At 52.3% G+C, this 14,506-nt stretch carries 13 protein-coding genes; 4 read left to right on the plus strand and 9 right to left on the minus strand.

The annotated features are described in order from the left end of the window. Entirely contained in the window at window positions 1-663 is a 663-nt protein-coding gene (gene ytfE / locus ACT9TW_RS07420) for an iron-sulfur cluster repair protein YtfE (protein ID WP_446491992.1), read from the minus strand. Window positions 664-911: 248 nt separating this feature from the next. On the opposite strand from ytfE, the gene ACT9TW_RS07425 reads away from it, so the two are divergent. Then, window positions 912-2,561, plus strand: a complete 1,650-nt coding sequence (locus ACT9TW_RS07425) for a methyl-accepting chemotaxis protein (protein ID WP_446491993.1) — start codon at window positions 912-914, stop codon at window positions 2,559-2,561. 46 nt (window positions 2,562-2,607) lie between these two features. On the opposite strand, the gene ACT9TW_RS07430 is transcribed toward ACT9TW_RS07425, so the two are convergent. From ACT9TW_RS07430 to ACT9TW_RS07440, 3 genes are all read right to left on the minus strand, one after another. Beyond that, window positions 2,608-3,573, minus strand: a complete 966-nt coding sequence (locus ACT9TW_RS07430) for a DMT family transporter (protein WP_182063516.1) — start codon at window positions 3,571-3,573, stop codon at window positions 2,608-2,610. 75 nt (window positions 3,574-3,648) lie between these two features. Next, a complete protein-coding gene (locus tag ACT9TW_RS07435; RefSeq protein ID WP_446491994.1) occupies window positions 3,649-4,473 on the minus strand; it encodes an AraC family ligand binding domain-containing protein in 825 nt (274 codons plus the stop codon). Window positions 4,474-4,554: 81 nt separating this feature from the next. Further along, window positions 4,555-5,403, minus strand: coding sequence for an SDR family oxidoreductase (locus ACT9TW_RS07440; RefSeq protein ID WP_446491995.1), 849 nt, complete (start codon window positions 5,401-5,403; stop codon window positions 4,555-4,557). A gap of 84 nt (window positions 5,404-5,487) precedes the next feature. Here ACT9TW_RS07440 and ACT9TW_RS07445 point away from each other — a divergent pair, with 84 nt between their 5' ends. Then, window positions 5,488-5,871, plus strand: a complete 384-nt coding sequence (locus ACT9TW_RS07445) for a winged helix-turn-helix transcriptional regulator (RefSeq protein ID WP_446491996.1) — start codon at window positions 5,488-5,490, stop codon at window positions 5,869-5,871. Window positions 5,872-5,933: 62 nt separating this feature from the next. On the opposite strand, the gene ACT9TW_RS07450 is transcribed toward ACT9TW_RS07445, so the two are convergent. After that, window positions 5,934-7,877, minus strand: a complete 1,944-nt coding sequence (locus tag ACT9TW_RS07450) for a bifunctional 2',3'-cyclic-nucleotide 2'-phosphodiesterase/3'-nucleotidase (protein ID WP_446491997.1) — start codon at window positions 7,875-7,877, stop codon at window positions 5,934-5,936. A 190-nt stretch (window positions 7,878-8,067) separates the two neighbouring features. Here ACT9TW_RS07450 and cysQ point away from each other — a divergent pair, with 190 nt between their 5' ends. Beyond that, window positions 8,068-8,808 carry a 3'(2'),5'-bisphosphate nucleotidase CysQ gene (cysQ, locus tag ACT9TW_RS07455; RefSeq protein ID WP_182063405.1) on the plus strand — a complete coding sequence of 247 codons (741 nt, stop codon included), beginning with the start codon at window positions 8,068-8,070 and terminating at the stop codon, window positions 8,806-8,808. Here the strand turns inward: cysQ and ACT9TW_RS07460 are convergent. After that, window positions 8,802-9,359, minus strand: coding sequence for a YtfJ family protein (locus ACT9TW_RS07460; RefSeq protein ID WP_182063406.1), 558 nt, complete (start codon window positions 9,357-9,359; stop codon window positions 8,802-8,804). The genes cysQ and ACT9TW_RS07460 overlap by 7 nt on opposite strands. A 324-nt stretch (window positions 9,360-9,683) precedes the next feature. On the opposite strand from ACT9TW_RS07460, the gene ACT9TW_RS07465 reads away from it, so the two are divergent. Next, the gene (locus tag ACT9TW_RS07465; RefSeq protein WP_182063407.1) at window positions 9,684-9,890 is read left to right on the plus strand and encodes a DUF1107 domain-containing protein; all 207 of its coding nucleotides are present in this window, start codon (window positions 9,684-9,686) and stop codon (window positions 9,888-9,890) included. A gap of 77 nt (window positions 9,891-9,967) precedes the next feature. On the opposite strand, the gene ACT9TW_RS07470 is transcribed toward ACT9TW_RS07465, so the two are convergent. The 3 genes from ACT9TW_RS07470 to ACT9TW_RS07480 form a co-directional block, all read right to left on the minus strand. Continuing rightward, window positions 9,968-10,975, minus strand: a complete 1,008-nt coding sequence (locus tag ACT9TW_RS07470; RefSeq protein WP_446491998.1) for a hypothetical protein — start codon at window positions 10,973-10,975, stop codon at window positions 9,968-9,970. Between the two features lie 196 nt (window positions 10,976-11,171). Further along, window positions 11,172-12,509, minus strand: a complete 1,338-nt coding sequence (locus tag ACT9TW_RS07475; protein ID WP_182063408.1) for a hemolysin family protein — start codon at window positions 12,507-12,509, stop codon at window positions 11,172-11,174. Between the two features lie 559 nt (window positions 12,510-13,068). Next, window positions 13,069-14,177 (minus strand): IS3 family transposase gene (locus tag ACT9TW_RS07480; RefSeq protein ID WP_446491999.1). Its coding sequence is split into 2 segments (ribosomal slippage): window positions 13,069-13,916 and window positions 13,916-14,177, totalling 1,110 coding nucleotides; the frame shifts between segments, so codons are not numbered across the junction. Between the last annotated feature and the right edge of the window lie 329 nt (window positions 14,178-14,506).

Raw genomic sequence — 14,506 nt, forward strand, 5'->3', positions numbered from 1 at the left:
TTATTCACCCGCTAATGCACGCGGGAACAGAACGTTATTTTCAAGACTGATGTGCTCCATCAGGTCGTCGATCATTTCGTTAATGCCGTTGTACATCGCTTTCCAGGTGGTACAGGCTTCTGGAGGCGGTGTGACGTTGTTGGTGGTGTGTTTGATCACTTCCAGCAGTTCGCCTGCATCGTCGTGCTCGCTTTCCATCACACTGATTGGCCCCATCGCCTGGCTGCCCATTCCCTGTTTAATCATCGGGAAGAGGATCTGCTCTTCTTTCATCATGTGGCTGGAAAGTTCTTCATGCAGCAGGGTCAGGTATTTCGCCAGGCCGCGCGGAACAGAAGGTTTGTCGGCATGAACACGTTCAACTTTGGTTGCCTGTAAAATCAGTTCAGGCAGCTGTTCACGGTGACGGTCGTGGTAACGCACGATAATGTGGTCGATGATCGCTGCAAGCTCAACCGTGCGCCAGTCTTTCTCGACAGGCTGCTCGGCCAGTTTTGCCAGCTCCGCTTCGATAACCTCTACATCCAGCTCTTTGCGCGAAGCCGCGCGCGCCAGCGTTTGCTTACCGCCGCAGCAGTAATCCATGTCGTATTTACGAAACAGCGCAGAAGCGCGGGGGATGGAGAGCGCTAGCTCGCCGAGTGGTTGGTCGCGGAAGGCCATAGCAGTTACCTCATCATCAATAATATAAGATGCATTTTAAATGCATCTTTAAAGCGATGCTATAACCCTTTAGTGGCACGCGAGAAAATGTGAGAAGGGTCACAAAAATTTCTTATGTTTTAAGCTTCTGAATGAATTAAAAAAATTCCAGACAAGGGGGTTTTGAAACTGAAGAAACATTAAACAACACGGCCCGCCTGCCGATAGTTACACGTCAGACAATATCCTGCATATAAAAAAGGCGACGAATGTTTAAACGTATAAAAGTGATTACCCTCCTGGTCTCGGTGCTGCTTGTGCTCGGCATTATGCAACTGATCTCCGCTGGCATTTTTATTAATGCGCTAAATAACGACAAAGATAACTTCACCGTCTCTCAGGTGGCGAGCCAAAACGTCGCGGAGTTCACCGATGCGTGGATCAGCCTCAACCAGGCGCGTGTCACCCTGAACCGCGGGATGTTGCGCCTGCAAAGCAGCGTGGCGACCCAGATTAACGGCGGTCAGTTGAATGAGCTGGTAGAGACGGCAAAAAATCTGCTGGCTGATGCACAGGCGCATTTCGATAAATACTACGCGCTGCCAAATACCCCGGGGCTGGGTGAAGAGTTACCAAAGCAGCTGGAAGAGCAGTACCGTATTTACTCTGCCACGTTGACGCAAATGAACGTACTGCTGGCGCAGGGCAATCTGGATGACATGTTCAAGCAGAATGCCGAGCAGAAGCAGAACGCGATGCAGAAAGTCTATCATGAGTGGCGTACTGTCCAGGCAAAGCTCACCAGCAAAGGGATCAAGGATAATGAAAGTGACTATAAGCGCATCCTGTGGGCGCTCTCGGTCATTATGCTGATCGTTGTGGGTGTGATTATCGCCAGCTGGATTGCAATGCGTCGTGTTCTGCTGTTGCCGTTGCAGGATGTCATCGGCCATATCCGTGCCATTGCCGCCGGTGATTTGACTCAGCCAGTCGAAGCCAGTGGTAAAAATGAGATGGCCCTGCTGGCGCACAACGTCCAGCAGATGCAAAAAGCGCTGGCCAATACGGTCGGTGTGGTGCGCCAGGGCGCAGATACCATCTACACCGGAGCCGGTGAAATTTCCGCGGGCAGCAATGATCTTTCTTCCCGTACCGAACAGCAGGCCGCTTCTCTGGAAGAAACCGCAGCCAGTATGGAACAGTTGACGGCGACCGTTAAGCAAAACGCCGACAATGCACGTCAGGCTTCTCGCCTGGCGCTGGATGCCTCTTCAACCGCAAAGAAAGGCGGCAGCGTAGTGGAAGGTGTGGTACGTACCATGGACGAAATCGCCACCAGCTCCAGCAAAATTGCTCAGATCACAAACGTTATCGACGGTATCGCTTTCCAGACCAACATCCTGGCGTTGAACGCGGCGGTTGAAGCGGCGCGTGCAGGTGAGCAGGGGCGTGGATTTGCGGTGGTTGCGGGTGAAGTCCGTACCCTGGCACAACGCAGCGCCCAGGCAGCGAAAGAGATCAAAGCGCTGATCGATGATTCCGGCGAACGTGTTAACGCAGGCTCTCAGCTGGTGAACGAAGCGGGTGCCACGATGGCGGAAATCGTTAATGCCGTGACCCGTGTAACGGACATTATGGGTGAGATCGCCTCTGCGTCTGACGAGCAGAGCCGTGGTATCGACCAGGTCGGTCAGGCTGTTGCAGAGATGGATCGCGTGACTCAGCAAAACGCCTCGCTGGTGGAAGAGTCTGCAGCGGCGGCGGCGGCGCTGGAAGATCAGGCTGCACGTCTGAACGAAGCGGTTGCGGTGTTTAAAATTGCGCACGGCCAGGCAGTGAAAGCGGCTCCTGTAAAAACCTATGTGCCAAAAGCGCAGCCAGTAGCGGCGGCGACGGAAGCTAACTGGGAAACCTTCTAAAACCACGCCTCGTAGGCCGGGTAAGCGTCAGCGCCACCCGGCAAAATCACATCTCTGAAGCCGGAACCACCATGGGTTTTTCCGGCTTTGCCCTCACCGCAATCACCACGCCAACCACCAGCAGTGCTATTCCACAGGCTGTCAGCAGCGGCGGCATGCTCTGGCGCATCAGGAAGGTGTAAAGCAGCCCGGCAAGGGTTTCAAAGACAATCAGCGGCCCTAAGATCACCGTTGGTAACTTCTGGCTGGCGATGTTCCAGCAAAGCGCGCCGACCCAGGAGCAGAGCACTGCGATAGCGACCATTAACCCGACAAACACCCACGGACGTGGCCCGAAGGGCAGGGCGAATTCAGGCTGTTGCACACCTAACCACGCGCAGGCTCCCACGTAGCCCACCAGCGAGAGGGGCAGCGTAACCAGCGCCTGCGCCGTGGCCCACATCATCGGATGTTTGTCCGGGTTCTCCCGCAGCCAGCGCGCGTTGCGCAGGGCATACCACGCCCAACACACCACGGAAATAAAGGCCAGCATGATGCCGGAACCGTAACGCAACAGGTCGACGTCATCCAGCCCGTGGCTCAGCTCGGCAACGTTCACACACACTAACCCGGCGGTGATGCAGACCAGTGCAGGCACCATTTTTGACCACGCCAGCTTGCCATCGCGATGGCTGTATAGCAGGTTGGCAAAAACCGGGATCACCACCGGCAGCGTGCCGATAATCATGGTGGAAACCGGCGCGCCCGTGCGCTGAATGGCACTGGCGAGACACACGTAATAGATGAGGTTCCCCATCATGGTTAATGCCAGCGCGGTTCCCCAGTCCTTGCGGCTAAGCTGGCGTAACCGCCCGCGACCGAACCAGGCCAGAGGAAGGGCAATCAGCCCAAGCGCCAGATAGCGTCCGGTGGACTGCAAAATTGCCGGGTATTCCGGCACGATCACCGGGCCTACAAAAATCAGCCCCCACATTAAACCTGCAAGCAGGGCATACAACACGCCGCTAATCATTTTTCCATCCACATTCATTCATTCTGTCATCAGTGTAGAAAGGGAAATTACCGCCGTATTGTATGAGATTGCGCTTTAGCGCTTAACGACCTGCTTCTGGTAGCGTACCGGCGTAATGCCGTAGCGACGGGTAAACGCGCGGGTTAAATGTGACTGATCGGTCAGGCCGGTAGCGGCTGCGACTTCAGCTGCAGGCATCCCGTGAGTCAGAAACGTTTTGGCGCGCCAGAGACGGATAGCCATCAGCATCTGATGCGGGGTGACGTGGAAATGGGCTTTGAACTGGCGCTGAAAATGGTACGGGCTTAGCGACACCACGTTCGCCAGCTCATCTAATGTGAGCGGGTGCATATAGTTGTCGTGCAGATATTCACGCACGCGCTCGAAGCGGTGTGCGCCTTCCTGAATTATGGGGGCGTGGCGGGCGAGCGGCTGGAATGTGTCAATCAGCTCCAGCAACATCCCTTTTTGCGCCAGCGGATCGTCCGTGTGCCACAGGCCGTATATCAGCTGGCCGATGTGCTGTGAGCGAAGGGGATCGTGGCGTGTCACATCGCTAAACCACCAGTGGCGAATGCCGGTTACCTCTTCGAGAAGCTGGGGTTCAAGATAGACCATCCGATAGCGCCAGCCATCGTCCGTGGCGGACTCGCCAGTGTGGATCTCGTCCGGGTTCATGGTGACAACAGATTGCGCAGGGGCAAGATACTGAGTCCCGCGATAGCGAAAGCGCTCGGCACCGGTTTCTATGGTGCCGATACCAAAGGCTTCGTGGGTGTGAGGCTCAAAGGCGTAGTCTGAAATATGTGCATGATACAGTTCGATGCCCGGAACCTGCGCCAGATGGCGAAAGCGCGCGCTGTCTCTCTCATCAGTGAACTGTTCTGGTACGCCTTGCACGGTGAACCTCCTCATGGGTCATCACTTCATTATCAGAGATGACCCGAGGGGATGCCACAAAAAATAACCAGTTTGTAACAATTACAGGATGTCTTTGACGCTCTCAGCCAGTGGCGTCGTTGGGCGGCCAATCAGCTTGCTCAGAGTATGGCTGTCGTCAAACAGCCCACCTTTAGACGCGCCGGTGTCGGAGTCGGCAAGCATATCGGCCAGCCCGGCAGGCAAACCAACGCCTTTCAGCGCGGCGGCAAAATCAGCTTCGCTCAGGTTCTGATACGCCACATTTTTACCGCTCTGTTTGCTCAGCTCCGCAGCCAGTTCGCTCAGCGTCCAGGCGTTGTCGCCCGCCAGTTCATACACCTTACCTGCGTGACCATCCTGGGAGATAACCGTTGCGGCGGCGGCGGCATAGTCTGCGCGGGTCGCGGAGGCAATTTTGCCCTCACCGGCGGCACCAATGAATACGCCGTGCTCCAGCGCAGGCGGCGCGCTCGCCAGATAGTTTTCGGTGTACCAGCCGTTGCGCAGCAGGGCGTAAGGTACGCCAGATTCTGCCAGCGCTTTCTCGGTGGCGACGTGCTCAACGTGCAGCCCCAGCGGGGATGTATCGGCGTGCAGCAGGCTGGTGTAAGCGATGAATTTCACACCCGCAGCTTTAGCGGCGTTAATGACGTTCTGATGCTGCGTGGCGCGTTGGCCCACTTCGCTGGAAGAGATCAACAGGAGTTTATCCACGCCGTTCAGCGCCGTGGTGAACGCCGCCTGGTCGGTATAATCCGCCTGACGCACAACAATACCTTGCTGGCTCAGTGCCCCGGCTTTTGCCGGATTACGCACAATGGCCACAATCTGACTGGCCGGAACAGTTTTCAACAGGTGTTCAATAACGAGTTGGCCAAGCTGGCCGGTAGCGCCGGTAATTGCGATCATGAGGGAACTCCTTCGTGTTTGTCTTGTGTTGTGGCACACTATCACCATCACTAACTTTTAGTAAGTACGCACAAAAAGGTAAGTATGAAAACGACGCCAACGCTCAGTGAACAATTACGAGACGGAAACCTGTTTGCCGAACAGTGCCCATCGCGTGAAGTGTTAAAGCATGTCACCAGCCGCTGGGGTGTACTGATCCTGGTGGCGTTACGTGATGGCACGCATCGCTTTAGCGATCTGCGCCGCAAAATGGGCGGTGTGAGCGAGAAGATGCTGGCCCAGTCGCTTCAGGCGCTAGAGCAGGACGGGTTTATCGATCGCGTTTCATATCCAGTCGTGCCGCCGCACGTAGAGTATAGTCTGACGCCGTTAGGGAAAGAGGTCAGCGAGAAAGTGGCCGCACTGGCGGACTGGATTGAAGTGAATACGCCGAAGGTGATGGCTAATCGGGACGATCGTGCGGCCTGATGCCCTCACCCTGGCCCTCTCCCTGTGGGAGAGGGAACAGATGCAGCGTTGCCGTTTGGCTTTTACTTGCTCAAATCTACCTGATAAACCGCAAACCCGATATCGTCTGTCCCGACCTTATTCATCGGGTACTGCGCCTTATCCTTAATGAATGTAGCCGCCTTATCAGATGGTGACGTTTCAATGCGGATATCCAGTTTCGTGTCACTGTGAACAGGTGCCAGACGCCAGTTGTTATCCACCGCCGGATGAATTTCACCCGCCTTTTTCGACTCTGCGCTGATCCAGGCCGCCAGCACGGAGCGATTCTCGTCTGGTGAGGCAAAGGCGATGTGGCTATCACCCGTTCCGGCAAACTTACCGCCGTAGGCCCGGTAGTTATTGGTCACGACCAGGAAGGTCGCACCCGGATCAAGTGGTTTGCCGTTGAAGGTCAGGTGTTTGATACGTTCTGCCTGCGGATTGATTGTCTGACACTCACCGTCATATTTTGCAGGCTGGGTAACATCAATCTGATAATCCACACCGTCGATCACGTCGAAATTATAGGTACGGAACCCGTCCCAGTTAATCAGCGACTGCGGTTTACTGCTGTTCGGATCGATCTGATTAAACTGCCCGGCAGAGCACTCAAGCCAGTCTTTCACCTCTTTTCCCGTTGCTTTTACTACCACCAGCGTGTTTGGGTAGAGATAGAGATCGGCGGCATTACGGAAGGTAAGCTGGCCCTTTTCAACTTCAACATAGCTTGCCGGATCATTCTTACGCCCGCCCACTTTGAACGGTGCAGCGGCAGAAAGCACCGGCAGTTTTGCCAGGTCCGGGTCGCCCTGAATAAAGTGTTCCGCGTAGGCTTTCTGCGCCATGTTGACGACCTGTACCGTCGGGTCATCCTGTACAAGTGCCAGGAAGCTGTACATGTTGTCGGCGGATTTACCGATCGGTTTGCTAACGAATTCGCGTGTAGCGTCATGGTCGTGCTTCAGCACGTCGACCAGCTTTTTATCTTCAGTGGCCAGTGATTTTTTGGCGGCGGCATCATAAATCGGGCGCGCTTCGGCTTTCGACTGGGTAACCTTCCAGCTGCCGCTGTCGTTATTCAGCACCAGATCCACCACCCCAAGATGATCGCCCCACATGCCAGGCATCACTGACGGCACGCCGTTCAGCGTCCCTTTTTCAACATCTGCACCTTTGATGCTGGCGAAATCTTTACCCGGGAAGACGGCATGAGCGTGGCCAAACAGAATGGCATCCACCCCCGGCACTTCACTCAGATAGTAAACCGAGTTTTCCGCCATCACCTGATATGGGTCGGCTGAAAGCCCCGAATGGGCGACCACCACCACCAGGTCTGCCCCTTTCTCACGCATCTCCGGCACATATTTGCGGGCGGTTTCGGTGATGTCGTTAACGGTGACTTTGCCGCTGAGGTTGGCTTTATCCCACGTCATTATCTGTGGCGGTACAAAGCCGATATAACCGATTTTCAGCGACTGCTTTTTACCGTCTTTATCGACGACCTCAGTCTCTTTAATCAGGTAAGGGGTAAATAAGGGTTTTTGGGTCTTAACGTCGATGATATTGGCGTTAACGTACGGGAACTTTGCGCCAGCCAGCGCATCGTGAAGGTACTTCAGGCCGTAGTTAAACTCGTGGTTGCCCAGGTTGCCAACGGTATAATCCAGGGTGTTCAACGCCTTATACACCGGATGGATCTCGCCTTTTTTCAGTCCCTTCGCGGCCATATAGTCGCCCAGTGGACTACCCTGAATAAGATCCCCGTTATCGACCAGCACGCTGTTTTTCACTTCACTGCGGGCAGCGTTGATCAAACTTGCCGTGCGTACCAGCCCGAATTTTTCCGTTGGCGTGTCTTTGTAGTAATCGAAGTCCATCATGTTGCTGTGCAGATCGGTGGTTTCCAGAATGCGGAGATCCACCGTTGCCGCCTGTACACTTGCTGCGATCAGCGTTGCCAGGAGCGTTGCGCTAAACTTAATCATCAGAGGAGTCCTTTTTTCGATCCAGGCCACAAAAGAATATGTATGTATATTTTGTTGCTTACAGAATTGTGAATCCTGCCAGAAAAAAGCATTTTGAAATCAGTATTGCCTCACAGATAGCGGAATTGTTCACATTACGATATAAATAAAACAACGAGTTAAGCCTACTGCGTTAACGAAGAGGTGGAGAATGTTAGATAAGATTTGTCAGCTCGCACGGGATGCGGGTGATGCCATTATGCAAGTGTATGATGGTGCAAAACCGATGGACGTTGTGAGTAAAGCGGATGATTCCCCGGTCACCGCGGCAGATATCGCGGCGCACGACGTGATCCTGAAAGGGTTACAGGCGCTGACGCCTGATATTCCCGTACTCTCAGAAGAAGCGCCGCAAGGCTGGGACGAACGCAAGCACTGGCAGCGCTACTGGCTGGTCGACCCACTGGATGGCACCAAAGAATTCATTAAGCGTAACGGTGAGTTCACCGTCAATATCGCGTTGATTGAAAAGGGGAAAGCGATACTTGGCGTAGTGTACGCGCCGGTCATGAAGGTGATGTACAGCGCTGCGGAAGGTAAAGCCTGGAAAGAAGAGTGCGGTGTGCGTAAGCAGATTCTGGTGCGCGATGCGCGTCCGCCGCTGGTGGTGATCAGCCGTTCGCACAGCGACAACGAACTGAAAGAGTACCTGCAACAGCTGGGCGAGCACCAGACAACGTCGATTGGCTCATCGCTAAAATTCTGCCTGGTGGCAGAGGGTCATGCGCAGCTTTATCCTCGTTTCGGGCCAACCAACGTCTGGGATACGGCCGCAGGACATGCCGTGGCCGTCGCAGCCGGCGCGCATGTTCATGACTGGCAGGGTAAGCCGCTTGACTACACCCCGCGCGAGTCGTTTTTAAACCCAGGCTTCCGGGTATCTATCTACTGAGCCAGCAGTTTGTGCAGCAGGGCAACCACCTGCTGCACCTCTTCCTGCGTCAGAGCGCCGTCTTTGGCCCACTGTACGCGGCCCTCTTTATCCAGCACCACAATCGCAGAACTCTCTTCTTCCAGCTGCCAGGCTTTACGCGTCACACCGTTACTGTCGACAATAAACTGCGACCACGGGTAGAGCTTTTTATTGCTCTCCAGGCTTGAACGCACGAACATCCCGGAGCCCGGGATGGCATCGTCGGTGTTAACAATAGTGGAAGTCTGGTAGCGGTCATGAGGGAATTTTGCGGCCTTGATCGCTTCTACCAGGGCGGCGTTTTTTTCTTTTGCAGATGTACGACCGGCAATATGTTGTACAACTCTCACTTTGCCCGCGAGCTGCGCGCTATTCCAGGGTTTGTAGCTAAACTTATCATTGTCGAGAATCAATTCTCCCCGGTCAGCAATACCGACTGGCGGCACACGTTGTCCGTTTTCAAAGTTGTGTGCGCAGGCCCACAGCGGCAGAAGCAGAAATGCTGCTGCCAGGATGTTACGTAGGGTCATGGTGTTTCCTTATTTTTAGCAGGTGATCCGACCACTTGGTCATACGCTTTTAAGCATAAGTGCGATCAAGAGGGTTTTCCCGCAATCCCAATGCCAGATTGCGGGCGAACGCACATATCCGCGAAAAAACGACGGCTTATACTGCCCTTAGTCACAGTTTGCAAAGAATATTCTGATTAATTGTAATCAAACGGTAAATAAACTTATGCACACTGGGTATCAACGGTAGTTCTGGTCTATAGTCATTGGGCAATAAATTTGCGCTCAGGACAGTCGGGCCGATTGTGGCACCGCAAGAGCGTATGATTCGCAGGAGATACAAGAATGAAAATTTTCCAACGCTACAACCCGCTTCAGGTGGCGAAGTACGTGAAGATCCTGTTCCGTGGACGGTTGTATATCAAGGATGTTGGCGCTTTCGAGTTCGATAAGGGCAAGATCCTTATCCCGAAAGTGAAGGATAAGCAGCACTGGTCTGTGATGTCCGAAGTCAACCGTCAGGTTATGCGTCTGCAAACTGAGATGGCTTAATCAACGTGCTATGCAGTAGTTAAAAAAACGGCTCCCGCGGGAGCCGTTGATGTTTGTGGCCGTAACAAACCCGCGTTTCATGATGTAGGGATTTTCTTTTCCAGCTCTTTACTGACTCTGTCCAGCACATCCGGAACGAAACGTTCTGAGAATCCGCTAGCGATGGATAACAGGATAAACTCAGCGAGATCTTTAAAAGTTGAAAACCGTAACCCGTAGAGAATCGACATGGCAGTTCCCTCCTGGTCCGGGGCGTTTGCCGTACACTGCGACAAATGGAAGCAGAGCTGGGGCAGGAACATGATATCGTGATCCCCGGATTTTACAGACAGTCCCTGAAGAGTGATGATTAATATGAGCAATACAAACGGGGAGAGGGTTCCCAGAACAATGGATAAAAAAATCCCCCATTTACCATTCGTCAGTTTAAGCAAAAGTTCTTCTCTGTTAATGCCATCCACACTTTTTTCAGCAATACCCTGAATTCGTCTCACAATGCTGATTACAGCGCCAAAATATCCGGCGCAAATCATCAAAATAATGAGTAGCGCCAAATCGATGATGAGATGTGTGACCGTTGAATTCATCGCTGACTGCGCAAGGATGGATAAGAGAAACGATAATCCAGAGATGACAAATATTATCAGAAGAAGCAATCCAAACAACAGCTTATATTGCGAAATGACTTTTTCTTTGTTTTCAAGGAAATGATAGTACTTGTGAAGCAATATTGAGATGTAAAACGTTTCTACCTTAAGATTAAAACCATTCTCGCCATTATTTTCATTTTTTGTGATATACATTTCTGCTTCTTTTGGTAAAACCTCTTTATAACGAGATGTTATTTGCGCGTAATATTTTATCAGGCAACTTTCAGGTGCGATCCCGATGAGCTCTTTTTCTACATAGCAGAGCTCCTCAAGCGTTTCGTCGTTATGTTGAAAACGCAGTTTTATATTTTTTACTTTATCCAGATATACGGAGTCGCCACTTTCCCGGGCATAAATTTCAACCGTTTGTAAGAGCTGGCCCACCTTAAATTTAAACTCATCGACAATCACATTTTTATGAGTGAAAAGCGCCATGATTATTTTCTCCAGAACGGCAAGTTCTGTGATTTTTGACATGGACGTGAGTGTGGTCACTACTCAATTATTCGTATTTTAATCATATGAAATATTAATGAATGGATATATCGTTTTGCATTCATGGTATTGCTGACTGGAGGGTAATAAATGTCGGTGAGAAAGCAAAGGGCAGCCAACCGCTGCCCTTTCTTATTTAAGCAGAAACCTGCTCCTCCGCGTCTGGCAGCTTCGGCACCAGCACGGTTGGTTTGTTGTCGATACGCGTCACCAGCAGCTGATCGATGCGGTAGTTATCAATATCCACCACTTCAAACTTATAGCCAGAGAACTTCACCGAGTCGGTACGTTTCGGGATTTTACGCAGCATAAACATCATAAAGCCGCCGATCGTCTCATAGTTGCCGGACTGCGGGAATTCGTCGATATCCAGCACGCGCATCACGTCTTCAATCGGCGTGCCGCCATCAATCAGCCATGAGTTCTCATCACGCTGAACAATTTGCTCTTCCATGCCCTGGCCAACCAGGTCGCCCATCAGCGTGGTCATCACGTCATTCAGTGTGATAATACCCACCACCAGCGCGTATTCGTTCATGATAACTGCGAAGTCTTCACCGGCGGTTTTGAAACTTTCCAGCGCTTCAGAGAGTGTCAGGGTGTCTGGCACAATCAGCGTGTTACGGATCTGTACGCCGCTGTTCAGCGCCAGGCTCTGATTCGCCAGCACGCGGTTCAGCAGGTCTTTGGAGTCCACATAACCGATGATGTGGTCGATATCTTCGTTACAGACCAGGAACTTAGAGTGCGGATGTTCCGCAACTTTGTTCTTCAGGCTCTGTTCGTCTTCGCGCAAATCGAACCAGATAACACTTTCACGGCCCGTCATTGACGACGGCACGGTACGGGATTCCAGTTCAAAAACGTTCTCGATTAACTCATGCTCTTGTTTACGCAGAACACCGGCCAGCGCGCCGGCTTCCACCACCGCATAAATATCGTCGGAGGTGATGTCATCTTTACGCACCATTGGCAGCTTAAAGACGCGGAAAATCATGTTCGCCAGGCCATTGAAGAACCACACCAGCGGGCGGAACACGAACAGGCAGAAGCGCATCGGGTTGATGATACGCAAAGCCACAGCTTCTGGCGCAATCATACCGATGCGTTTCGGGGTCAGGTCGGCGATCAGAATGAACAGACCTGTCACCAGCGAGAAAGAGAGAATAAAGCTCAGTTGCTCGGCAAGCTCTGCGGACATGTACTGAATAAAGAGGCTGTGGAACGCCGGAGAAAACGCCGCATCGCCCACGATACCGCCCAGAATGGCGACCGCGTTCAGGCCAATTTGCACCACGGTGAAAAACATTCCCGGGTTTTCCTGCATTTTCAGGATGCGTGCTGCGTTGATGTTGCCTTCGTCGGCAAGCAGCTTAAGTTTTATTTTTCGGGACGCAGCCAGCGAGATCTCAGAGATTGAGAAAAACGCACTGACGGCAATAAGACAAAGTATTACTAAAATACTGTTTAACATAGTTTATCCGGCTTCTCGCCAGATCCTCGGAAGGGAAGTTAGTCACGTTTGTGTGAAAACACTATTGAACACCAGCTCGTAGCGTTGAGCCGATTATTTCAGCGGGTAGTATAGCGTAAAGGAGTGTAAACCTGCCAGAGGTCACATTTTGACGCTTAAGTACCGCTTAGTGTTGAGCTTGGAAATTGATGGGAATTATTCTCATTTAAAGAGAGTTTTCATGCAATCTTTACCGGATCTTTATCCAATCTTTATACAGCAAAATGTTCGTTTTTTAGACAGGCAGCTTTCTCTGAACGCTCTTATATGTGGCAGTGTCGATTAGCTGGGAAACTTCTCCGGGTTAGTCTACGGACGCAGGACAAAACTGTTGCTCAGTACCATGCCATAAAGCTCACAGAAGCCTTTATAAGGCTCTCTCAATTAATGGGGGATACAAACTCACGATCGATTCGTGAAACTGACCCTGACCCCGAATATGCTCCAGTCATAATCAGGAATAACCGGCTTCTGACCCTGACCCCGAATATGCTCCAGTCATAATCAGGAATAACCGGCTTCATGTTGGTTGCATATTCTGGCAACCGGTAGATTTTTCTGCAAATTCGGACGGGGTCATCCATCCCAGAGCAGAATGGGGACGCTTCTGGTTATAGTGTATGCGCCAGGCCTCGATTTTGCACCGTGCATCCTCCAGGGACATGAACCAGTTTTCGTTCAGGCACTCCTGTCGCAGCCTGCCGTTGAACGACTCCACCGTGGCATTGTCCGTCGGTGTTCCCGGCCGTGAGAAGTCTATTCGGATCCCTCGCTCATACACCCATTTGTCCAGCATTTTCCCTGCAAATTCAGAGCCGTTATCGGTTTTCAGTAACTCTGGTAAGGGGCGTCTGAGCGCAATGGTGTTCAACATCTCTGCGACCTCCGTTGAGCGCAGATTCTGGCCTACGCAAATCCCCAGACATTCGCGCGTGTAGAGATCAATGACTGTCAGCAGACGTAACCGACGCCCGTCAAATAAGGCGTCAGAGACAAAATCCATGCCCCAGACATGATTCGGATACAACCCCTGAGGCTGCGGTTGTCGCCGCTGCGCCGATTTGTTCCGGCGTGGGCGTTTGAGACGCAGGGACAGACCCTGCTCGCTGTAGAGCCGGTAAATGCGTTTGTGATTATCCCGCCAGCCCTCCCGCCTGAGCATGACGTGAACTCTGCGGTAGCCATAATGGATCCGGGTTTCGGTGATTTCCCTGATTCGCAGGCGGAGTGCACTGTCGTCTGCCGCCACAGAGCGGTAGCGGAAAGAGCTGCGGCTGACCTGCAGTGCAAAACAGACCTGCCGCTCGCTGGCTCCGTAGCGTGCCTGCAGGTCCCGGCCCCATTCGCGCAGGCGCGCCAGCGTCAGTTCTTTTTTGCCAGCACATCCTGCAGCATGGCCTTGTCGAGGCTCAGATCGGCAACCAGCTTCTTCAGCCTGAGATTCTCTTCCTCAAGCTGCCGCATGTGCTTCAGCTCAGAGGGCGAAATGCCACCGTATTTCTTGCGCCACGTATAGAACGTGGCATCGGAAATACCCAGTTTGCGACAGACGTCCGGCACGGACGTCCCCAGTTCAGCCTGTTTCAGGGCAAAAACAATCTGTTCTTCGGTGAATCGTGACTTTTTCATCGGCACAACCTCCGCTCAGGGGAGTGGTCATCATGCCGGAATTCTGTTTCTGAATGGAGCAGGATTTTGGGTCAGGGTCAAGTACTCTCCGTATTGAAATCAGACACATAGCCTCTTTCATGTTCTACGAATCCCCCTGATCGTTTTTACCTATTGATTCGTATTGAATTAATAGATGTTGATAGATTAAAGCGATCAATTATTTTATTATTAATCGTTAATATCAATCAATATTGGATGTACGTGTTACTCTTGTGAGCTTGAAAACGGATGGTTTCAGTCCGTACTTTTGGCCTGAAAGAAGCTAACGGGAGTGATAAAGCAGTGAG

The organism is Enterobacter sp. C4G1 (assembly GCF_052886895.1).